Here is a 22,214-nt window from a genome sequence, read left to right on the forward strand (position 1 = left end):
TTGCTATGCATCCACATCGACCCGATCCACGTACCTTGGCCCAGCAGGCCGTTGACTCGATTGAAGAGTTCGATGGGCCTTACCGCGGATTTCGCCGTGCCCATGCTAAAGGAGCCTGCTTCCGTGCAGTCTTCACTCCAAATGGCAGAGCCGCAGCCTTAACTACAGCAGCCCATCTTCAGCAGCAGGAAGTTCCTGCCGTCGTGCGTTTCTCGGGCAGCAATCCAGACCCCGGCATGGCAGATCTGCTGTCTCCGGCCAAAGGCATGGCCGTTCAATTTCAATTGCCCGACGGAGACGTGACGAATATCGTTGCAGCTACCATCCCTGTGTTCTTCGCCCGCACCCCGGAGTCATTCATCGATATTATGAAGACTGCAGCCGCATTCAAGCATAAGGAGCTCTCTCTGAGAGAGAAGATTGAGGCTGTAATCGAACACTTCTCCGAGAGCAAGAATGCCTTCCTTCACCTCGGGGCATTGAAGCCGCCCGTCAGTTATGCGGCCATCCGGTACTTTTCAATTCATGCCTTTTACCTTGTAAATGACCAAGGACAGAGACAAGCGGTCAAATACGAATGGGAACCGGATCTTGGGGTACATACCTTATCTGCGAGCGAGGCCAAGTCTCAGTCATCCGATTATTTGGAAGAAGACCTGATAAAGCGAACGGCACAAGGAAAGGTCGATTTCAAGCTCAATCTGGTACTTGGTGAGCCAAGCGATCCCACAGACGATCCTACTGTGATCTGGCCGGATCAGCGTACGCGGCTGGAAGTCGGAACGCTCTCCATTACAGGTCCGATCCCTGAGCCGGAGGGCTTGGTTATGGACCCGACCCGGATGACTCCGGGAATAGAGCTGTCCCAGGATCCAATCCTAAATTTCAGGCATGAAGCTTATGCTATTTCCCATCACCGGCGGAGTTTGAAGGAATAGAAAAAGACCTGCCGCAATCAAAGCGGCAGGCCGGATTCCAGGCTGGTCATAGCCTCCTCAAGCAGATCAGCGAATTTCTGATCCGGGTGCGCTGCATGATGCATCATGACCGAGATATTCACCCCAATGATAGCACCTGCCAAAGTGCTTACAGCAAAATCATCCGGGCGGCTGCCCGAACGTTTGGCCACCATTGCGGTAATCATCTCCATAGTATGCATCATATTGTTAAGCAGCGCAGCTCGAAGCTCAGGCACGCTCATGACCAGCTGATTTCTCTCCCGCATGGCGGTCAATTCCTCATCTGACATACCCGAAACACCCGACAACATGGCTGCCTTTATCGCCTGAAGCGGACTTAAATCGGGCGGCTGCTTCTCAAAGGCTTCAATCAATATCGGATCATAGTTATCCGTAATGACCACATCCTCCTTGGTAGAAAAATATCGAAAGAACGTGCTTGGAGAAATTTCCGCCGCTTCCGCAATTTGTTCCACTGTAGTCGCGTTATATCCGAATTCTCGAAACAAACGCAGGGCATGCATTTGAATCGTTGCCATCGTCTTGGCTTTCTTTCGTTCACGCAGTCCCATACCCCTTTGTTCTCCTGATGCCAACTTGCTCACTCCCCGAGATTAGTAATCCCGAATTCCTCAGTCTCCTTCCGTTCAGAGCTTGAACGCAGGAATGCCAGAACAAGCAGAAGTCCCAACATAGCGATACCTGCGCATACCCACAGCATCATGTCCATTCCATGAATAAATGCCGTACGTACGGAATTCAGAAGGTTCACCGAATGTAACTGCTCTGCAGCAGCTGTACCCGCTGATACACTTTGCTGCACTGCCAAAGCCGCTTGACCCGGTATTTCGTCTAGCTTCAGTTTATCATGATATCCGTTACTAAGCACAGTACCGAGCAGAGCAACCCCAATCGCTCCGCCGACCTGCCGCAAAGCCATGATCAGAGCCGATCCTACACCGCTTCTCTCGGCTGATAGAGTGGAGATCGCAATATCCATAGCGACTGGGAGAACAAAGCCAATACCAAGCCCTACAATGGAGATCCAGATGGACGTGAATCCATAATCATGACCTATATGGGTTGTCGCACCTAGACTCATTCCACCTGTCAGCAGCAGGAATCCAATGGTTAGGGTCCATTTCCCACCCTTCCATGCAGTAATGGCATCTGATACTTTCGCTCCGATGATGAGCCCGCCTATGATAGGCAGAAGGCGTAGACCTGTCCCCATGGCGTCAACGCCCTCTACAGCTTGGAAATACTGCGGAGTGACGAACAGGATTCCGAACATGGCAAAGGAGACCAGGGTCGCCAGAACCGAACCCCATGTGAAATCCGGAGAGTGGAACAATGAAATATCAATTAGAGCGTGGACAGACCGTCTTTCCCACCATATAAATCCTGCCAATAACACAATTCCAGCCAGGATAAATAGCAGCGATGAGATGTCTCCCCATCCCTTCTCACCTACCTCAATGACTCCGTACGTAAGCCCGGATAAGCCGATACTGGACAGAAGCACACCGGGTAGATCCACACGCGGTGTCTTTGAACTCCGCGACTCAGGAAGCAGTATCGAGACAGCCAATAACCCGACGATGATAATGGGAATATTGATGAGGAATACAGACCCCCATGAATAGTTATTTAATAACCACCCCCCCACAATAGGTCCAAGCGGAATTCCAATCGAATTAGCAGTTACCCAGATTCCAATGGCTTTGGAGCGTTCCTGTTCCGTGAATATCACGGGAATAATAGACATGGACAGCGGAAGCAGGAATGCGGCGCCTAGCCCCAGTGCAGCACGTCCGGCTATCAGCTGTCCTGCTGTATGGGCATACGCGCTTGCCGCAGATGCAGCTCCGAACAGAATTAACGCGATAATTAGGATTCGTTTCCGTCCCAGACGGTCTCCAAGGAGACCCGCTGGAAGCAATGCCGCAGCCAGAACCAGATTATAGGCATCTGCGAACCACTGAAGCTGACTGTTTGACGCGTGAAGATCTTCCGCAATTGTAGGCAGAGCCAAATTCAATACAGTCAAATCAAGCCCAACGGTAAGCAGACTTACCGCAAGTGCACCGAGCACCCACCATTTCCGTTTTCCCAAATCCATCTTATTCTGTTCCACCTTTCATTATTCATATTTTGACACTTAGTATCTTTTGATAGTCTATGTCATTTTATAGTTACCGTCAACATTCGTTTTTGGAATACAAAAAACCGTTCCTCGAAAGGAACGGTTTCTCTAATAGTTACATTATTTTGCTGCGTATATCATCTGTTAAATTAGGATCCTGCACCCCTGTATTTCTTCACACCATAATTCCAAGCAGTTAACCCGATCGCGAAGAAGATAATTCCCATAACCGGAGTCAGGAAAGCCATCCTCTGCATTTCCTCCCGGTGGAGGAACAGTGAAGCAGGATAGATACCTACGAAAGCAAACGGCATAATCCAGGTCAGCAGCACCTGAATGGCACGGTTATAGATCGTTACCGGGTAGCGGCCATAGCTTTGAATGTTATACATCAAGGGAAGAATCCCCGTAGGTGCATCCGAGTAAAAGGATAATGAAGTCAAAGTAGTATAGATTCCGGTATATATGGCCACCGCGCTTAACGTCAGAATAATCATGGCTGGAATGGTCCACCACTCCATAACAAGGCCCAAATTGCTTCCGCTGATTACCATGATTATAATCCCTATCACGGAACCGACGAGAGCAGGCGGGTCTACATTCTCCAGGAAAATCTGGAACAGATTATGAGCCGGTCGGGTCATGATCCGGTCCATCTCCCCTTTGACAATATACCGCTCGCTGAATCCCCACAAGTTGATAAAGCAGCTGAATATCCCAAAGGGAACCATGAAGAACCCGTACACAAATACGACCTCGTTCTCACTCCAGCCGCCAAGGCTATTGGTATGCATGAATATAACGAAGATGAAGATCAGATTTGTGGCTTGAAAGAGCAGATCTGAGATTACCTCCACCCAGAAATCTGCGCGGTAGGTCAGCCTGGTCTTCATATAATTTTTCATATATTCGTTGATTAGGCCTAAATAGTACATGTTCTAACCTCCTTGCACGAACAAGCGCCGCCGCGCCAGTCCGTAGAGCCAGATCATCGGAATTAACAGCAGTGCGAACCAAATGATCTGAATGCCCAGTACGTTCCAGATCCCTACACCCTTGACCCGCCCTGTGAACACGGATCCAGGCAGATAGGTGATCGCCTGAAAAGGCAGGAATTCCAGCACTTTGGCAAGCCAGCCTGGAAAGAGGCTGATCGGCACGATCAGACCTGAGAAAAGGTCCACAATAACCCGCTTCATCCGCATCATTCCCTCGTTGTTCTCCACGAAGAAAGCCATAATTCCTGTAATAACATTAATCTGTGAATTGATCAGGAAACTGAAGAACAGCATGACCAGGAATCCTGCCCAGGAAGACCATGCCGTCGGCAGATCAATGGGGTACAGCAGCAGAGCCACCGCCATTCCTGGAATCATGAGCAGCAAGAATCTGAACATTCCTTCACCCAGCCCTTGCATCATTTTCACGAGCATATAATTGTATGGGCGAATGAACTGGATGGCGATACTGCCATCACGAATGTCGGTAGAAATCTCCCTGTCCAAATTATTAAAGTAGAAGGCTCGGGCCATCCAGGATACGGCAATGTACGTTGTCATCTGGATGGCATTGAAGCCGCCCAGATCTCCTCCGCTCCCGAAGATCGCTTTCCATGTGAAGTAGTACACCCCGATGTTGAGGGTATATATCAGTATTCCTGAATAATAATTGACGCGATACGCCAGCATAGTCAGGAATCTAATGCGGATGAAATCCACATAGGCACTGGTTCTTAGTCTAGACATGAGCCACCTGGTCCTTCTCCGGCTCTGCCTCAGCGCCGTCCATCTTCACAGCCGAACCGGACTGGTAAATGCTTCTGACGATGTCGTCGGTGTTCGTCTCAATTATTTTGATATCCGTAATATCTGCCTGTCCTACCACACGACCCAGCACATCGGAGACATTAATCTCGAGAGGAATCCAGACCTTCGCATTCAGATCATTCTCGGCAGACCATTTCACCGGCAGCTGCTGAGTCCAGGCTTCGAGCTGAGACAGCTTGGTGCTGCGGCCGAATTGGAACAATACTTCACGACCCGTACCCCAGCGGTTCTTGAGTTCTTCGAGTCCTCCATCATAAATAATCCGCCCATCATCAAGCATAATGACCCTGGAGCAGAGAGCTTCGATATCCTGCAGATCATGGGTGGTCAGCAAAATCGTCGTGCCGTGCTCACGGTTCATATCTCTTAGGAAATCCCGAATTTCGGATTTGACCACGATATCGAGACCGATCGTAGGCTCGTCCAGAAACACAATAGAAGGATTATGGAGCAGAGCTGCCACAAGCTCACAGCGCATGCGCTGACCCAGGCTCAGCTTACGGACAGGACGGCTGAGCAGATCCTGGAGCTGCAAGCGCTCCACCAGTTCATCCAACCGCTTCTTGAAGTCCTGCTCCTGGACCTGATACACTTTGCGCAGCAGCTGAAAAGACTCAATTACCCCAATATCCCACCACAGCTGGCTGCGCTGTCCGAAGACAACGCCTATATTCTTAACAAACTTCTCCCTTTCCTGATAGGGAACGTACCCGCCTACAGACAAATGTCCAGACGTAGGCACAAGGATGCCTGTCAGCATCTTGATGGTCGTTGATTTGCCTGCACCGTTCTCCCCAATATAGCCGCAGATTTCTCCCTGGGGTATTTGAAATGAGATATCCTTCACCGCGGTCACTTCTTGGTATTGACGCTTGAACAAATCCTGGAATGCGCCTTTAAGGCCCTCCCGGTTCCGCTGAACTTTAAATGTTTTTCTTAAATCCTCAACCTCTATCGCTAGCAATCTATTCACCAACTCTCTGTTAATGTTCCAGTATGAAATTATAGTGCAATTCTTTCACAAGCACCACCTCTTTGGACAATTTCCGTTGCTTCGAACTGAGTGATCATACAAAGATAGCCACCCAAGTAACATTCCTCGGGTGGCCTTAGCATTCCATTTATGAGGGATAGTCTTATAAATATTTGGACTTGCCCCCCCGATTAACGCTCATCATGCCAGAAATTCACAGGTGTCAGTTCCGGCGTAATCAGTTCAAAGCTGTAACCCTCGCGCTTGAGCTCACTTAAAACACTAGGAAGCACCTTCAGCGTATCCGCCTGGTCATGGAACAAGATGACAGGTGCAACGCCCTTCTTGTGCTGGGCATGAACCTGGCTCATCACGCGGCTATAGATAGCCTTGCTGTTGCTCTTATATTTCCAGTCTTCGGAATCCACATTCCAATCCCACAAATGATAGCCATGGGTGAATAGCTTATCGCGGAAGGCCTGGAGGAAATAAGGCTTGCTGCCATATGGAGGACGAACAAGCTTGGACTTCACCTTCACAGCCTCATAGAGATGCTCATTGTCGTCATCCATTTCCTTGAGGGCCGCAGCCGGAGACAGATAGAACTTCGACTTCACATGCGTCATCCCGTGAAGAGCGGGCTGATGACCTTCCTGAACCAATCGTCTAACTGAAGCCGAATACTCATCCATATGATTGCCAAGCATGAAGAATGTTGCCTTGGCGCCGTATTTAGCCAGGATATCAAGCAGCTGCTCCGTATGAGCCGTTGGACCATCATCGAAAGAAAGATAGACCGGTTGTTTGGCCACTCCTTTACCCGTTACCGGCTTCTTCTCGCCAGTTTTGTCCTTCTCCTTCTGCTCCTGCTTCTGCTTATCCTTCTGCTCCTGTTCCTTCCTCAGCTTCTCTTTCCTGGCCTGTTCAGCCTTGCGCTCATTCTCAGCCTTCAGCTCTTGGTCGAGCTGCGCATTCTTCTCTTCGTTCTTCACTACCGCGTCTTGATATTGCTGGACAAATATTTCGTCTGTCGATACACCTGAAGCGTTGACCAATCTTAACAGCTTGGATTCGGCCAGATAATTCACCAGGTAACCGAATTCTCTTGCGATGGGTGCCACAGGAACCATCGTCTTGCCCGTCTCTATGAGAAGCTTGATGGAGGTCTCTGTACCGTCCGTCTTGTTCATAATGCCGACCGCCGGCTTCAATGTGATGCTGGTATTGTTCTCATCGGTCAGGATAATTTCATCAGGAGTACCCGCAACCTGCACATGAAGAGCAGCTGCCAGGTCTCTAACCGGCATGTAGTAATTTCCGTCAATTAATTCTGGCTGAGTCTCTGATAAATTGTCATTCACGCCAAGAAGAGCGGTATGATTACCGGCAGCCGCCGCAGTCTGCGCCAAAGTCAGACAGAGGATAAGCACTAGGACTGAAGTGAGTTTTTTGTACATGGAACTAGATTCCTCCGATTTATCTATTAATCTACCTTCTTAAATTTATACCAATCTCTTCAAAAAAGGTAGAGTCGGAGTTCATTAATTCAGAGATGGTTCTTTCTCCCTATCTTGGAGGTTCAGCTCAAGTAGGACAACATTAAGCAGGTAATCAGCTTGCTTTCAGCGGATATTCAGCCAGCCAATGCATAATCGTTCCGTAAAAGCCGAAATCCACGTAGAAGGAGGGTTCTAGATTGAAGCTAAACTTAGGAAAAACAGCTTGTCTGAGTATACTTGTGCTGCTGCTGTCGATAGGACTAGCTGTATATTCCGTGATGAGCTATACAGGAAGCCCGTCCGCAGTCGGCGGCTGGAGTGATTCTGGGAGAATGCATAAGTCTGCACAATCACAGCCTGGCATACAAAGGGAAGGTGCAGGTCCGCCTGGCCAAACAATCGGAGGTGATGGGAACTTCATTCGTGGAGACGCGAACCGGAAGCTGCCAGATGCCGGGACTGAACAGGAATATGGCTCACCGCAGAGCGGAGCTGTCAACCCACAAGCTCCTTCCTCGCCAGATTCAACCTCAAGCAGCACTTCACCAGAATCGACTCCAGACAGCATCTCACCAGATACAGCTTCTGGAGGATCTTCTTCTGGTTCAGGTTCAGGAGGTGCTGCCTCGAATTCCGCAGGGGGATCCATGAGGAACGACAGGGTACCTTCCGGAGGCGGGAGATTCGGGGAGAGCAGCAGCTCCTCCAATTACGCCTGGCCGCTCGCCCTTTACTCCATAGTATTCTTTGCTCTGGTCACGGCTGCCTATATCGTGATGAGGAAGACAAAGTTTGAAATCCGGCTGACAGATCGAAAGATCCTGCTGTGGAGTCTGCTCGGAACCGGGCTGCTGATAAGGATTGCCGCCGCTCCCTGGATCGCCGGACATCCCTTTGATACCAATCTGTTCAAGAGCTGGTCTGGTTCAGCGGCCGCGGATTTGACCGGATTTTATCTGAACGGGTCGAGCGACTATCCACCATTGTATGTATATATTCTATATGTCATCGGACAGCTGACAAATACAGCCGCGTTAAATGTATACTCCACCCTGCTGATCAAGCTTCCATCCATTCTCGCTGATGCTGCAACGGCTTTCTTGCTCTTTAAGGCAGCAAGTAAATATTTATCTTATCAAGCTGGTCTTCTGATCGCTCTATTCTATCTATTTAATCCTGCCGTGCTGATAAATTCGACATTTTGGGGACAGGTGGATTCCTTCTTCACTCTGCTGGTTGTCGCTGCAATCTATCTTCTGTCAGAGGGGAAGCTGGTCTGGTCCACGGTCATCTTGACCTTATCGGTACTTATGAAGCCGCAGGGGATTATCTATTTGCCGGTACTTTTCTTCGCGCTGGTCGCATCCAGGAGATGGAGTTCCTGGTTCGCAGCAGCAGCTTCGGCTGTTCTGGCTATGCTTATTGTCGTACTGCCCTTCTCCATGGGGCAGGATCCGTTGTGGCTGTATGACCTGTATACCGGAACCGTGAGCGAGTACCCTTATGCTTCGGTCAATGCATTTAATTTCTTCGCTTTCCTTGGTGCCAACTATACAGCGGATAGCGATACGCTCCTTATCTTCAGCTATCACACCTGGGGACTCATCTTTATCGTGATCAGTACAATTTTCTCTTGGTGGTTGTATATTCGGACACGCAGCGTTCGCTTCGCATCGGCCTGTGCGCTCCTGCTGATTGCCATGGTATTCACCTTCTCTTCGAGTATGCACGAAAGGTATTTGTTCCCCGCCGCAGCGTTAGCTTTGCTGGCCTATACGTACCTGAAGGATAGGCGGCTGCTCTGGCTGGCTGGCGGGTTCAGCCTGACGATCTTTGTGAATACCTATTATATCTTGTACAACTCTACCAATGGGGGAGCTTCCTATGGGTTAACGCTCTTCCTCACTTCATCCCTGAATATCGTGCTGTGTATCTATCTGGCCAAAATCCTGTTGGATTGCAGTTCAGCACGTGGTCAATCGAACAAGCAGGAGCTACTTATTAAAGTAAGAGAAATCTCGTGAGTGCACAACAGGGTGTCCCGGCTGCCATGGAAGCGGCTGATCGGACACCCTGTTGTTGCTTCATGAATGTCAGTCCCAGGTTCAATTTGTTTCTTCATTTCGTTCATTCCAAGATTAAAGTAACCTCCCTCACCCGGCCGTCCTTTAAAGGATTTTCATTTAGTGTCACACATTAAAAGGCTATTGTTTTTCACATTTAAAATAAAAGTTTCTCCTCTGGTCGACCAGACGCAAAAAAGCCGGCTTGTCCGGCTGCTGTTTGTCTTGTTGTGCTAAAGTTTCCCGTTGTTCAGTACATACTGGCTTAGTTCCCCTAAATCATCAATAATAATTTCAGCGTCAACTCCCGAAGAAACTGCATTATTCCGTTTCCATGCGGCTTTCATACCTACTGCTTGACTCGCTCTTATATCATTTTCAGGATGGTCTCCTACGAATAGCGCTTCCTCTGGTTCGACACCGAGTTTAGATAATGTTCTCATAAAAATTGCTGGGTTAGGCTTTCGTAATCCTTCCCATTCCGAAATAAGAGTCTCATTGAATAAATGAGCGATACCCAATGCTTTAAAATTATCATATTGGAACTGTCCAAAACCGTTAGAGACGAGTGCCAACTTTATACCGTTGTTTTTTAGTTGGGTAAGCATATTTAGCAAATTGGGAAAACCGATGCAATGTCTTTGAAAACTACTCAAATAATCATTTAGGAGGTCGGTCCACTCTATTCCCTGTATAGAGAACTCAGCTATAAGCTGCTGATAAACTTTATCTTTCCAAACGTATCCATGATTATCAAGCTCAATAAAACGCTGCACAAAAACATCCTTTTTAACAGTTTGAAAATGTGGGTATCGGTCGTACTGGTCACGAACAAATAGCACAAGAGAAGTATCACGGTCCAATAACGTACCATCTAAATCAAAAAGCACCGCTTTAATTTCCACAGAACCACGCCTCCTCAATTAGCCTACAGTATTCGTTATGAACAATCGTAATCCTTCATATTTCTTTGAACAAGTCTGCTCGTTAGCGCAATAAAAATAGAGCAGCTGTCGGCAGCCGCGCTTTTCCGTTCTATCCCTCGACTTGGTACCATTACCCGATCGGTGATAGGCGTCTTTGCCGTGTGTTCATCGCAAATGAACGAATGACGGTTGACTTCTTTTTTCATATTGTGCATAGTCATCCGCTATCTCAAAGAGTCCATTGGCATTTGTCAATAGGCACAATGCAATCCTCCCGCATGATGGCTATGTGATTCGGATTATCATGCCAATTGTTCGGTGTCCCGTTAGCTTAATGACATCCGTACAAGTACCGTTTCGTCTTTAAGCGGATAATCTGAACTTTCCCATCAACCGTCCAAAATTCTTGTATTAACTTGTTTTTCGAATCTTGATAAGTGTAAACTTTTGCTCCTTGTTCGATACGGGTGGAGTATTTCTTTCCTAATTTTTTATGACCTTATCCACCGAGTCCCCAGCATATCCCGTTCCTCTTCGCGGTATTGAAGGTCGAAATGATTCTGCATTGACACAAATCAGGTCAGCCATACCGATCCACAACATGCAGAGCTTTGAAGAACTGTTACGCAAACATTGCGAAAGCGCCTATGTACCTTGCCTTCCCTACCGTCACAGACTTTTTCAACGAGGTTAAAACTCCACACATTTCCATTTTTCCCTTATAATAAAATAAACATATAGCGACTGGGGGTATAGTAGTTACGTTTATGAAAAAGGAATATATAGCTCATATCACTAGAGTGGTTCATCATATTGAGCAGAACTTGGCTTCTCCCTTTACCATTGAGGAACTAGCAGGTATCTCAGGATTTTCACCCTATCATTTCCATCGTGTGTTTAAACGAGTGATGAACGAGAATGTTTTTCAATTTATCAATCGGCTAAGGGTGGAAATGGTCATGAAATTCATCCATCATGAACCTGAACGTAATTTAACCGAAATCGCACTCGTTTGTGGTTTGCAGTCACCCGCTCACTTGTCAAGGACATTCCGCCGTTTTGTAGGAATGAGTGCTACCAAATATCGGCGACAATTCTCCGTTGATCCGACCAAAGCGCATTTCGATTCGCCGTTAGCCTTGGTAGAAAACGAGGATGTGCTAGTTGCTGAAATGGAAGAGAAGTACTGTAATTTAAGAGTTGCAATACGCAAGCTTCCTGAAAAACACGCTGCCTGCATCCATCGTATAGGAACGATCATTCATGATGTAGCTGAACATGTCGTTGAAGCGGAGTTCGGCAGACTTCATACATGGATGCAGTCTAAGCATTTGATGGAGGAAGACAGTCAAGCGATTGGACTCATATTCGACGACCCTTATATTACCCCAGAGTCGAAGCAGCGGTATGCGGTATGCTTTACGACTTCCAATACGTTTCAGCCCAACATGGAAGTACAGTCTATTACACTCCCCGGCGGAATGTATGCGGTATTTACACTTTGTGAATTACCCCATGTGCTGCACCAACTTATTCATATCGTATCCATCCGTTGGCTTCCGCTCAGTCCCTATTTGTGGGATGAAAGCCGGCGTATGATGGCCATATTCCCTAATGACCCACTGGGAACTCCACCGGGGCAAGTTCGAGTTGAATTTTGCATCCCCGTCCAATTGAAATAAAGCAAGCATTACATATAAGAAAAAAGGAAACCCAGCCGTCTTGAAATAAGACGCCGGGTTTCTTCACAATTTTTATTTCTTATTGTCCGGATGTATTGGTAGACCAAACAATCGTTGAGCCTCCGCCTGCTAATGAATTTCTGATAACGACATTCCCATCACCCCCATCTTTATAAAGCTGGGAAACATCATATGCAACGGTTCCGGCTCTTCTTCTCTATGAACAATACGAGCTCACAAAAATAGAGCAGCTGTCGGCGACAACTGCTCCAGGTGCGTTCTACTATCGTTTAAATGAACTTAATCAGAAAGGATGTTTTTTGCAATTTTCAACAGTTCACTTTTGCTCGCGGTTGTACTACTCAAGACAAAATGAGCTGTTCTCCCATTCTCTTTTTTAGCCCACACCAGCTCCTGTATATTCTTTTCACCATAATAATAGGTGTCCACATCATTGATAACCGTTTTAGCATCCACTGACAGAGAACTATCGAAAAATATTTCTTTTTCCATTTTTGAGAAGTAAGTTGAATAGCTTACTTCATGCTCGCGATTCGTATAAGTGATTACAATGCAGGATGGTTGATTTCCAATTTTCTGCGTATAGTAACCAAGCTCTTGTCCATTTGAAGCTGTACCAAAATTCATCTTCCCTTTTTTACCGGCTCCGATCTTAGGGTTCATATAAATTGATGCTTCTTTAAATTGGTATCCTTCTGAGAGAATAGGCTGAAATTGACTCGATTCGAATGGAGCTGCAATCGCCTTTATAAATTGACTAAAATCAGTGTATTTATACGGCGAAACGGTATGCATGACCTGATCTGTTTTTTTGTTCAGAATATCATCTTTACTACCAAACCAGACTGTAGCATTTTCCCCAGGAGAAATCTTATTCTGGATTTCTTCGAGTGCTTGTTGATAAGCAGGTAAGACTTTACTATCTGTTGGTCTTACCTCTATAACAACGTTTCCGTTTTTGTCCTTTAACTCGACCCATTTTGTTGCTGCATAGGTGAAGCCGCAGAGTATTCCCACGATCGCGAGAACGAATACAGTTCGTTTAAAAACATTAGGTTTTAAATTCGTTTTACATTCCCGTTCATCAATAAGGTTTATTATTCTTGTAGAAAAATCCTGTATCGGCAAATCCGGTTTATTAAATAGAATTTTCAACTCTTCCACATCATCTTCGAAATGCTGTTTTTGGGTCACTTGAACACTCCTCTAATTGAATAATTTTCATCTTCAATTTTTTGCGAATACGCTCAAACCTTTTACGTACTGTTGTCGGTTTGCAGTTCATAATCCTGCTAATTTCATCAAAGCTTTGGTCTTCCCATACTCTAAGCACAAGCAAGTTTCTGTCCTCGGCAGATAGTATGCCTAATACGTCATGAATAGATAATGATGCATCATCTACTACTTCCTGCTTTGCTTGAGCCAGATGAGTACGATAAAGTGTTATCAACTTATGGCGTAAACTTCGCTTCTTTAGTAAATTAATGCAGTGATTATATGCAACTGTATACAACCATCCGGAAAAGGACGTTCCTTGGGAATATTGGTGTATCTTTTGGTAACACTTTAAAAAGATTTCCTGAACCGCATCCTCAGCCTCTTCTTTATTCCTAAGCATGTGGTAACTATATACGTGAATTTTACGTTGGTATTCACAAACAAGCGCTCGAAACGCTTCCTTGTTTCCGTCTTTTATTTGAGCCACAATAATATCTATTTCTAACTCTTCGCTTTTCTGATCCATATATTCTCCTTCCATACCAGGGCCCTGTTGATATGGGTAATAACAATCAAAATAGATGCTTTGTGACATCTTTATAATTATTTTTTGAAGATATGAATAAAACATATCAAAAAGACAGTTCCTCCGGCCATGTCAAAGACATTAATTAAGCTATTACAATGTTAGCTTTCCCTATGCTAAACAGCCCGTTAGCTTAATGACATCGGTTACTTAAGCAGATATGTTATTGTCCTCTGATATACGTACCAGTAGACCCACCTGAATGCAGGCAAATTTGTGCATTTTACCTTGACACAAATATACCTACATAAAAACAAAAAAAAGCCTGATAAATCAGGCTTTCACTAAAATTAATATGTAGGTTACTTTATGTCATTAGACAACGTGTTGATTGACACAAATCTCCCTTTATCAAGAAGAACAAAAACTAGCTTCTCTATTTCCCTGTTACTGCTCAGCTTGCCAATTGAAAGAAATTTTTTTCCCCGTCTCCGCATCATAAACATTGGTTATCAACGGATTTTTTACCTTTTTTCCTTCATAGTCCAACTCTTCATTCGATTTAACTTGAGTCACGTAAACCATACGGTCTGGATCAATTGAATAGATTATCTGATCTGTATATCCTAAGTTATAGCTTTCCTCATACGTCATAAGCTTTTTTAATTTGTACTCAGCATTCTTCAGTTTTTTAACAGGAACAACACCGGGAATATCCTCCACATTTTTGAGGCTACTTAGATTTTTATCCTTATTTGCCTTAAGTTTCACATCATCAAACTTTTTATCCTTGTCAATCTTCACTTCTTCTTTAGCTTGCTTATAGGATTTGCCACCCACAATGTCCTTCACAAGCCCCTGTGCCGTATCATTGCTTGCATACGCCGCAACACCTGCAACAAGAGTAGCTGCAATCGTTAAACCAAGAATAGCAATTTTTTTGATCTTCAATTTGGTTACCTCCTGTAATTAAATCAGTTTAGCGAGATTGTATTATTGGCTTTATCAAATGAAATAGCGCAATAGGAGCCAGCATCCGTGGCTACCGGTTCTTTATCTTTGAGCTATAGTATCCCGTTAGTTCAATCATTTTTCTTCAAGATAACCTCTGATAATTAGTATAAATCCTAAGATTATTAGAACCACTGATACCCCAAGTGAAAACCAGCTTATATTTTCAATTACTAATTTACCGCCTCCACTAATTGGTCTCATTCGGGCTTCATCATATATTACACCTGCAACCAAACGAAGTGAGTAAAGAATAATTCCGCTTATAAAAAAAGTGCAACCAACATAAATGTTTTTCATTATCTTACCTCCACTACACATTTAACATACTAACAACAATAACGCAAACCACGATTTCAAAGATGCAATACTGCCCGTTATGCCCGTTAGCTCAAAAAACGGCAGCCGATTTTCTGGTCGACTGCCACGGCATCCTTATTCAACTATCGTTCTCCTTTAGCTTAGCGGTTTCTCGCTATTTTCTTGGTATACCTTTTCGGGATTACCTATAATTTTCGTTTTTCGTTTATGGTCACGAACAAGCCATGATTCTTCATCTGTTGGGTCTGAGACAAACGTTTTTAAATACAAACCGTCTTCCAGTTCAATTGTTAAATCATTGCTTCCATTTTCGATATGTATGCATTTCACTCGTTTCTTGACCATGCTTCCTAGTATATGTGAAAGAACTTCACGCTCTTCATCATCCTCTATCTGAGCCTGCCTTGAGCCAGTAAGAACCTTATCAAAATTTCTAAAATGCCAAGTTGGTTCAAGCCAAATGCTGGCGCCTTTGTCTGTTTCACCTGGCAAACACTCCAAATATAAGATTAACGAATTACCTGCAAGCCTAACAAATAAAACCTCTTTATTTTCAAGCATCTTAATCTCGTTTATAAGTTCCATGATTTCACCTCGTTTTTTATCTTAACTATATCCTAACTGATTAAGCTAGTCTGCCCGTTAGCGCAACGAGGCTGCCATATATATTCTTGGTAGCCTCGTCAGTTTCCTTTATTCAAATAACTTATCCCGTTATTTCAATGCCTTCTTGGTATGTCATCACCAATGTTTTTCCATTGCTTCATCACATCGAGCAAATCCATTTCTTGTATAAAACTGAACACTAGTGCTACTTGGCCAAAGAATAAGAAATTCAACATCATTTTCTTTGGACCATTTTTCCATTGCCATGTGAATTTCGGCTCCTATACCTTGGCTTCTAAAAGCTGGGCGAGTATAGACATTAGTAACATATCCGTAAAAAGGGTCACGAGTTTGCCCCGGTCTCGGTACTTTATGTATCAACTGTAAATACATATGTGAAACTATGTTTTTTTTAACTTCTGCCACCCAAATATACCAATCTCCGTTTTCAATCGCTCTAACTAAAAACTCGCTACAAATCTGGTGAAACTCCTCAAAACTAACCGTACTAACCCCATAATCCTCCGTAGAAAAATCCCAACGCATTCCAACAAGTTCATCTACATCGTCTAATGTCGCTAATCGTACAATAGCCATACACTCATCCTCCTGTTTCGGTCTATGTAACATAACTGCCCTTTAGTTCAGTACCGTTGGTTGATCGCATTAGAAATAACGACGGTATAGCTCTCGTCTGCGTTCTCCACGGAGTTTAGCATATATCTGCATAGTCGATGCCTTCTCATGCCCTAACATGCCTTGAATAAAGTCTAACGGTGCTCCGTTATCGAGCAGTTGACAGGCATAGGTATGACGAAACCGGTGAGGGTATACATTAGCTTCAATTCCTCCCCGTTCGGCAAGTCGTTTCAATGCCCACCTGATCGTGGGTATGGCCATACGGCGCGTAGGTTGAGTATCCGTTACGAACAGTGCCTTACAAGCGTCCTCGCGTGATGCCAGATACTTTTTTAGCCACACTTTGCACTCGGCTGTAAAATAAACTTCTCTCTGTTTTGATCCCTTACCATTAACAATCGCAGAACAATTCTCCCAATTCAAGTCTTCAATATTTAATTGTACAACTTCCCCGATTCGGCAACCGGTACTGTATAGGAACTCAAGCACTGCCCTCTCCCTAAGTGAGTGACAGGAAATCTTCAAATGAATTACATCTTCCTCAATCAAGAACTTTGGAATTCGTTTCTCCATCTTGGGTTCACGTAGTTTCAAGGAGGGGTTGGATGTGAGGTATGTTTTCTCATATGCAAAGCGGAAGAGGGAGCGTACGAAGCGAATGCGGTGTCCAAGACTATTTGGCTTTAAGCGATCAGCCTGTTTGGCTAAATACTCCTTCAACAACTGCAGTGTTATTTCTGAAATAGCAAGATCACCAAGTTCTTTAATCAAAATCCTGAGTTGCAAGGCGTATGCCTTCAGTGTATTCGGGCTAAAGCCTTGGATTCGCTTTTCAGATTCATACGCTTGCCATAGTTCACTCAAAATCATATTAAAACCTCCTACGAGAGCAGTGTTTATAGTCTAGTTTGCTCTTGTAGGAGGCTTTTAAGCTATTCGTTTGAACTGCCGTTGAGCTAGCGTATCCCGTTAGCGTAACACAGACAAATGGGAGGTATCGTTAAATAGGTTCAATGAATTCTGTCCAAATAAGTTCTTGCTCAGAGTTGAAATACTTGCAACCGACGAAGAAAAATGCGTCTTAGGTAACAATTCTGGTGGGAAATTCATCCACCATGACACGATGTACGCGACTGTTCCTCCGTGAGTTACAATCACTAAATCCTTGTCGTTATCTGAAGCATAGATTCCATCCATACAACCACATACCCGAGCATAAAATTGTCTAGCAGTTTCACCTTCTTCAAACTCCTGATGGTCTATATCAAATACGTCTCCTGTTCGGGGCTTCCTGTTTGCCTTTGCCCACTCTTTTGTTTTACCCGTTGCAACACCAGTGTTTATTTCTCGAAGTCCACTGTTTTTAGTGGTTTCCAGTTCCAGGTGTCTTCCGATAATTTCAGCCGTTTGTGACGCTCTTAATAAATCAGAAGAGTATAGGATGCAATCATTGCTGTTTATCCTTTCTTTCAGTTTCAACCCTATTTGTTCCGCCTGTTTCCGTCCTAGGTCAGTTAGAGGAGTATCTGTCCACCCACCAGACATATCGTTAATGTGATGTTCTGACTGGCAATGTTGTACCAAGATAATCCGCCCCATACAAATCCTCCTCAGTTCTAAATTTGTCACTAACCTGCCCGTTACGGAACAGGCTTGTCGTTGTATACTGGCAAGCCTGTTTTCGTTGAAGCAACGTATCCCGTAAGTTCAGTCCTAAATATATGTATCTATTGAAGACCATAGTGTAGTATTTGATACCTAATAGCTTCATTTCCTAATGTGAACCATAATAAGAGCAACCAAACAATAACTCCCATAATTAAACTAAACCAAGCAAAATATCGATTTTCCTTGTATATCAAAGGAAAAAGTGCAATTAACAAAGCCCCAAACCCAAATGTAAGTACAACACTAAGCTGTCCTGTCAAAGTTTCAAAAATTATCATCAACCCCTTTTTCCACTCCATATTAACACACTTCTACCTTTTGTTGTAAAAATATGTCGCCCGTTAGCGCAATAAAAATTGAGCAGCTGCTGGCGGCAAACTGCTCCATGGTGCGTTCAACTAACGTATCCCGTTAGCTTAATGACTTGTCTGAAATCGGAACAAAATGCTGCCAACGACACAAATTTGAAATAGGTGGACTCCGCCTCTACCGGAAATACTCATGCAGAAAGGCGTCTAACGTGCGTGGCTCTCTGCCGAGCAAGCGCTTCACAGTGTCATTTGGACTTTCTGGCACCAGCGTAGACATGGTTTGAATTTCCACAACGTGGTTCGCGAGCCAAGGAGGCATATGCCCGTGCTCGATAAGATTGCGGAGTAGTACTTGGGGTTCCATGTTGATGTAGCTTATCGGCCGATTAAGCAGGGCGGATAGTTTACTCGCGATCTGGGGATAACTGAAAATCTCCGAACCAGTAAGCGTATATATTTGGCCTGATACCTCACGGTTGGTCAGGACTTCTGCGGCAACATCTGCGATGTCGCGACAGTCAATGAAGTTACAGGGTGAATCGCCCATGGAGCCATAGAAAACATTTCGGGTAGTGATTGTTGGTGCAAGGCGAAGTAAGTTTTGCATGAACGCATAAGGACGCAACACGGTGTGGGCGAGACCCGATTCGCTCAGTGTTCTCTCGATCTCTTGATGCCAGCTCGCCACTGCCACTGGAGAGCTCTGCTCAAAGGCAGGACTGGATATTTTTACGATGTGTTTGGTTCCAGCTTCGGATGCAATCTGAATGATCGAAGTTTCCAATTCGACTTGTCTTGGACTATTGGTCATGGCAAGGAAGACTTGGCTAGCTCCTGTAAACGCTCGGCGCAGCGATTCGGGGTCGGAAGCATCAGCAGATGCGACCTCGATAGTCGACCGGCCTTTTTCTCCAATCTGATCACGCAATTTCTCAGGATCTCTGCTCAGCGCCCTGGCGGGTACGCCAAGATCAACCAAACGTTCTAAAAGCGCACTGCCTATCGTACCTGTTGCTCCCATAATAACTATCATTTTTTTCTTCTCCTTTTGGATGAAAAATTAGTTGTGACGGCAAGACGCCACCGCCATGTCACTATCGTGCCTACTATGAATCCAGACACCGGAAAATCAATCCAGATACGATCGAACCAGGCCAAGTGATTGCTCGGAATCATAATTTCTAGTAAACCAGATGTCACCCATGCGGCGTATAGGCCAAACGAGGACCCGGCCAATGCGAACACCCCTACCACAACCAAGTGAGGTGCACCGATGACCCATCGTATATGGCCCACTCGGCTGCGCAACAAAAGGCCAATCAACAAGGCCATCAAGGCCGAGCCACCGCCGATTGTGGTCAATGCCCCTATTTGAAGACCCCTATCGGCAGTAGCCAATCCCCCGATACCTGCCATGATGGCAGGAGCAGCATAGGCCATTGCAACTTCACGCCATAGTACAAAAGTCTTTTTCTTGAAACCAGCAGCCTTGATGCCGTAAACATCTGTCTGATTCGGGTATTTCATTTTGTTCATTTAGTTGCTCCCTTCTTCTTTGAAATAGTTCCATGATTGCTTTCAGTGAGATATAATTAGCCACCTAACTATATAAGAATAAAAATAGGCTAGCTTCACTAGCCCATTTTACTCATTACTGATGTTTCCCTTTGGTTTCTATCGAGCCTAGTTCGCCCGTAAGTGCTGAGATGCCTTGTGTAACTCGACCTAGCAAGTCGAGAAATACGCTGCGCTCATCGATATTGAGTAAGCCCACCATTGCTTCCAGCCGAGCGAAATGCTCAGGAGCCATATCACGGAGCTTCTTCGCTCCTTCTTCCGTCAAAATGACCGATCTCTGACGGCCATCGTCTGAGCTTGCTCGCCGAGATACTAGCCCATCTCGTTCAAGAATGTCGATAAGACCTGTCACTGTAGCACGTGTAACGCCTAGATGCTCCGCTAATTGCGAAGGCAACTCTTCTCCTTCGTTATCTTCAAGGTCTGCCAATAAACGATATCGACCTGTTGATAAACCGAATCTAGAGAAATGAATCTCCGAGGCATGTGCAAGCTTGGCCCCCGCTGCCATTAGCCTAGATGCGACGAGTATAGCCTGTGCGTCTATGTCTAGGTTATAGCGATCAATCTGACGCTTGGATTGTGCAAGTGAGGGAATAGCGTCAATGTCATTTATTATTTTATTATTGTTATTCATATATATAGTATGGTTCCTAATTACTTTTGTGTCAACACATTTTTATAACACATCAACACCCCTCCTTTCTTCATATCTGGAACTGTATTCCTCCTCGGCCACTGCAAAAGGCTCGATCTCTCTTTTATTCCAAATCTAGTTAGAGCTGTTTGATCCTCATCAACCGAAGATTATAACAAGCATAATGGAGTTATCTAGTTGTATTTGATTATGCATACTGCCCCGACAAAAGGAGCAGCTGCCGCGGCGGCAAACTGCTCCTGGATCGCTGTACTAACGTTCCCCGTTAGCTTAATTCTATTATTTTACAATTTCCATTGAAAATCCCTGAATGCTTCCGAGATTAACTATTTCCTGCTTCGTCATGTCTTTAGTATCGAGAATTAATTCTCCTTTTATCTGATAGTTAGCATTGGGGTCTAACAATTGGTTTACGTGGAAGACGGTGTCACCTGATAGCATGTGTGAACGAAGTGAGTTAGGCAGCTTCATACTTACGTCTTTTACATAGGCTTGTTCTGTACTATCATTCCAAATACTTGCCGTAAAAGTCAGCTTCTGATTATCAAGATTTGTTGTATTCTCATCCGCTGCACCCATTCCACTGTTCCAACTACTAATGATAACGCCTTTATGCTGTATATCTGGTGACCATTTATGGTTTTGAAGCCATAATGCCCCGACCATTACTATTAATATTATGAGCCCAACAGTTTTCTTATTTGACAAATATGTCTCCCCTCCTCAGTTACTTTCACTCTCAATATATACACCTACGAAGATGGTAATAATTGGTTTCGTTTCATGTTGAAAAAATCTGCCCATTAGCTTAATGACAGAAATAGCAGTTTCCTCGGCGGCAAACTGCTCCTGGAATCGCTGAACTAACGTTCCCCGTTAGGTTAATCCCATCTCTTCTGTCCAAATGAGGGAGCCTGTTGAAAAGATGTTTAACTATCCCTAAACAATTTTATAAAAGTATGGTCCGCACATTGATTCATGAGTGTGTATGTACGTCCATGTAAAATTCTTATCAAATATATATATATCGTGTTCATAATCAAAATCGGATGCGACAACATCATTAGCGTTATTATATTCAAATACAATATCTGAAATATGTTGATACATGACATATAATTCATTTTTAGTCATAGCATCAAATGCGTTTCTTGCTGCTTCTTTTTCAAAAAATTCTTGCTTCTTATAACTAAAAATATGCCACTTATACTGATTATAACGAATTTTACTTTTGGTCTCGTCGCTAATATTCTTTGCAAATGAGCTATCCCAAAGGTCCATAATTCCATGCTCTTTTTCCAATAAGGTTAAAATAACTACCCCTTTATCAAGCATGTTTTTAGTAAAGAGATATTGTTGACGGATTTCTTCAATGGACCCGTAAACTTTCACTAATTCTTCATCAGGTAAACTGTCTATCATTTGATTAATTTCTTTTCTATACATACTAAAATTCATTATAATCCCTCTCTTCGCTACCTATATCTGAACAACATATATACGAAAATGGGAAGAAATGGTTGCGCTAAACTGCCCGTTAGGTGAGAAAACCGGCAATCTCCCGTGGCTACCGGTTCTTTACC

General features: G+C 44.6%; 23 protein-coding genes and 1 pseudogene. 3 read left to right on the forward strand and 21 right to left on the reverse strand.

Going from position 1 to position 22,214, the window contains the following annotated elements; all coding sequences use genetic code 11:
• The first annotated feature begins 5 nt into the window (after positions 1-5).
• Positions 6-938 (forward strand): catalase family peroxidase, encoded by a 933-nt coding sequence (locus ACEN86_RS12125; RefSeq protein WP_495630896.1) that lies wholly within the window; start codon positions 6-8, stop codon positions 936-938.
• Positions 939-955: 17 nt separating this feature from the next.
• Here the strand turns inward: ACEN86_RS12125 and ACEN86_RS12130 are convergent, their stop codons facing one another.
• The 6 genes from ACEN86_RS12130 to ACEN86_RS12155 form a co-directional block, all read right to left on the reverse strand.
• Positions 956-1,531: an acyl-CoA-like ligand-binding transcription factor gene (locus ACEN86_RS12130; RefSeq protein ID WP_495630897.1), complete on the reverse strand. Its 576-nt coding sequence runs from the start codon at positions 1,529-1,531 to the stop codon at positions 956-958.
• 29 nt (positions 1,532-1,560) lie between these two features.
• Complete coding sequence (locus ACEN86_RS12135; RefSeq protein WP_495630898.1) at positions 1,561-3,081, reverse strand: DHA2 family efflux MFS transporter permease subunit; 1,521 nt, start codon at positions 3,079-3,081, stop codon at positions 1,561-1,563.
• 173 nt (positions 3,082-3,254) lie between these two features.
• Positions 3,255-4,040 (reverse strand): ABC transporter permease, encoded by a 786-nt coding sequence (locus ACEN86_RS12140; protein WP_495630899.1) that lies wholly within the window; start codon positions 4,038-4,040, stop codon positions 3,255-3,257.
• Positions 4,041-4,043: 3 nt separating this feature from the next.
• Complete coding sequence (locus ACEN86_RS12145; protein ID WP_495630900.1) at positions 4,044-4,850, reverse strand: ABC transporter permease; 807 nt, start codon at positions 4,848-4,850, stop codon at positions 4,044-4,046.
• Positions 4,843-5,895, reverse strand: a complete 1,053-nt coding sequence (locus tag ACEN86_RS12150) for an ABC transporter ATP-binding protein (protein WP_495634290.1) — start codon at positions 5,893-5,895, stop codon at positions 4,843-4,845. Before ACEN86_RS12150 ends, ACEN86_RS12145 begins: the two co-directional genes overlap by 8 nt.
• Before the next feature lie 200 nt (positions 5,896-6,095).
• Positions 6,096-7,361 (reverse strand): polysaccharide deacetylase family protein, encoded by a 1,266-nt coding sequence (locus tag ACEN86_RS12155; RefSeq protein ID WP_495630901.1) that lies wholly within the window; start codon positions 7,359-7,361, stop codon positions 6,096-6,098.
• A 239-nt stretch (positions 7,362-7,600) separates the two neighbouring features.
• Here ACEN86_RS12155 and ACEN86_RS12160 point away from each other — a divergent pair, with 239 nt between their 5' ends.
• Positions 7,601-9,427, forward strand: a complete 1,827-nt coding sequence (locus ACEN86_RS12160) for a glycosyltransferase 87 family protein (protein WP_495630902.1) — start codon at positions 7,601-7,603, stop codon at positions 9,425-9,427.
• Positions 9,428-9,699: 272 nt separating this feature from the next.
• Here ACEN86_RS12160 and ACEN86_RS12165 read toward each other — a convergent pair whose 3' ends face one another.
• Both ACEN86_RS12165 and ACEN86_RS12170 read right to left on the reverse strand, forming a co-directional pair.
• Entirely contained in the window at positions 9,700-10,371 is a 672-nt protein-coding gene (locus tag ACEN86_RS12165) for an HAD family hydrolase (protein WP_495630903.1), read from the reverse strand.
• Positions 10,372-10,907: 536 nt separating this feature from the next.
• A pseudogene (locus tag ACEN86_RS12170) lies at positions 10,908-11,065 on the reverse strand (aldo/keto reductase); the annotation flags it as partial.
• Between the two features lie 94 nt (positions 11,066-11,159).
• On the opposite strand from ACEN86_RS12170, the gene ACEN86_RS12175 reads away from it, so the two are divergent.
• Positions 11,160-12,074 carry an AraC family transcriptional regulator gene (locus ACEN86_RS12175; protein WP_495630904.1) on the forward strand — a complete coding sequence of 305 codons (915 nt, stop codon included), beginning with the start codon at positions 11,160-11,162 and terminating at the stop codon, positions 12,072-12,074.
• Between the two features lie 300 nt (positions 12,075-12,374).
• Here ACEN86_RS12175 and ACEN86_RS12180 read toward each other — a convergent pair whose 3' ends face one another.
• The 13 genes from ACEN86_RS12180 to ACEN86_RS12240 all read right to left on the reverse strand — a co-directional run bounded on the left by ACEN86_RS12180 (position 12,375) and on the right by ACEN86_RS12240 (position 22,089).
• Positions 12,375-13,289 carry a DUF4367 domain-containing protein gene (locus tag ACEN86_RS12180; RefSeq protein WP_495630905.1) on the reverse strand — a complete coding sequence of 305 codons (915 nt, stop codon included), beginning with the start codon at positions 13,287-13,289 and terminating at the stop codon, positions 12,375-12,377.
• Entirely contained in the window at positions 13,261-13,839 is a 579-nt protein-coding gene (locus ACEN86_RS12185; protein ID WP_495630906.1) for an RNA polymerase sigma factor, read from the reverse strand. Before ACEN86_RS12185 ends, ACEN86_RS12180 begins: the two co-directional genes overlap by 29 nt.
• Before the next feature lie 447 nt (positions 13,840-14,286).
• On the reverse strand, positions 14,287-14,790 hold the full coding sequence (locus ACEN86_RS12190; RefSeq protein WP_495630907.1) for a hypothetical protein: 504 nt from the start codon (positions 14,788-14,790) through the stop codon (positions 14,287-14,289).
• 135 nt (positions 14,791-14,925) lie between these two features.
• Complete coding sequence (locus tag ACEN86_RS12195; RefSeq protein ID WP_495630908.1) at positions 14,926-15,150, reverse strand: hypothetical protein; 225 nt, start codon at positions 15,148-15,150, stop codon at positions 14,926-14,928.
• Between the two features lie 156 nt (positions 15,151-15,306).
• Positions 15,307-15,756, reverse strand: coding sequence for a hypothetical protein (locus tag ACEN86_RS12200; RefSeq protein ID WP_495630909.1), 450 nt, complete (start codon positions 15,754-15,756; stop codon positions 15,307-15,309).
• 156 nt (positions 15,757-15,912) lie between these two features.
• The gene (locus tag ACEN86_RS12205) at positions 15,913-16,374 is read right to left on the reverse strand and encodes a GNAT family N-acetyltransferase (RefSeq protein WP_495630910.1); all 462 of its coding nucleotides are present in this window, start codon (positions 16,372-16,374) and stop codon (positions 15,913-15,915) included.
• A 69-nt stretch (positions 16,375-16,443) separates the two neighbouring features.
• Positions 16,444-17,286 (reverse strand): tyrosine-type recombinase/integrase, encoded by an 843-nt coding sequence (locus ACEN86_RS12210; protein WP_495630911.1) that lies wholly within the window; start codon positions 17,284-17,286, stop codon positions 16,444-16,446.
• 99 nt (positions 17,287-17,385) lie between these two features.
• The gene (locus ACEN86_RS12215; RefSeq protein ID WP_495630912.1) at positions 17,386-18,015 is read right to left on the reverse strand and encodes a histidine phosphatase family protein; all 630 of its coding nucleotides are present in this window, start codon (positions 18,013-18,015) and stop codon (positions 17,386-17,388) included.
• A 555-nt stretch (positions 18,016-18,570) separates the two neighbouring features.
• Entirely contained in the window at positions 18,571-19,428 is an 858-nt protein-coding gene (locus ACEN86_RS12220; protein ID WP_495630913.1) for an SDR family oxidoreductase, read from the reverse strand.
• Entirely contained in the window at positions 19,425-19,931 is a 507-nt protein-coding gene (locus ACEN86_RS12225; protein ID WP_495630914.1) for a hypothetical protein, read from the reverse strand. Before ACEN86_RS12225 ends, ACEN86_RS12220 begins: the two co-directional genes overlap by 4 nt.
• A 115-nt stretch (positions 19,932-20,046) precedes the next feature.
• Entirely contained in the window at positions 20,047-20,610 is a 564-nt protein-coding gene (locus ACEN86_RS12230) for a MarR family winged helix-turn-helix transcriptional regulator (RefSeq protein WP_495630915.1), read from the reverse strand.
• A gap of 300 nt (positions 20,611-20,910) precedes the next feature.
• Positions 20,911-21,339 (reverse strand): hypothetical protein, encoded by a 429-nt coding sequence (locus ACEN86_RS12235; protein WP_495630916.1) that lies wholly within the window; start codon positions 21,337-21,339, stop codon positions 20,911-20,913.
• Positions 21,340-21,570: 231 nt separating this feature from the next.
• Positions 21,571-22,089: a DUF4275 family protein gene (locus tag ACEN86_RS12240; protein ID WP_495630917.1), complete on the reverse strand. Its 519-nt coding sequence runs from the start codon at positions 22,087-22,089 to the stop codon at positions 21,571-21,573.
• Positions 22,090-22,214 lie beyond the last annotated feature (125 nt).

It is taken from the genome of Paenibacillus sp. Paensp111 (assembly GCF_059492195.1).